Annotated in this window: 1 protein-coding gene; it reads left to right on the top strand. The window is 51.8% G+C overall.

Features of this window, described 5'->3' with window-relative positions; genetic code table 11:
- Positions 1-245 (top strand): IS66 family transposase (locus Afil_RS10995; protein ID WP_230268572.1); only part of this gene is annotated, 245 nt, incomplete at both ends.

Here is a 245-nt window from a genome sequence, read left to right on the forward strand (position 1 = left end):
GGTCTCCAGATTCTGCTCACAGCCCTGTCTCTGTTCGGGAAGCTCTACCACATCGAATCCCACGTTGCTTCTTACTCGCACGAGGCGAGAACCGAAGTTCGGCAGGAACTTTCAAAGCCCTGCTTTGAAAGACTCACAAGAGTCATGATGGAGATTCAGAGTGGATTCGAGGAAAGAAGCACCGCCTACAGAGCAGCCAAGTACTTCATGGATCGAGCGAACTCGTTGGGAAGGTACCTGGAAGA

This window comes from Allobaculum fili (assembly GCF_020969955.1).
GTDB lineage: Bacteria > Bacillota_I > Bacilli_A > Erysipelotrichales > Erysipelotrichaceae > Allobaculum > Allobaculum fili.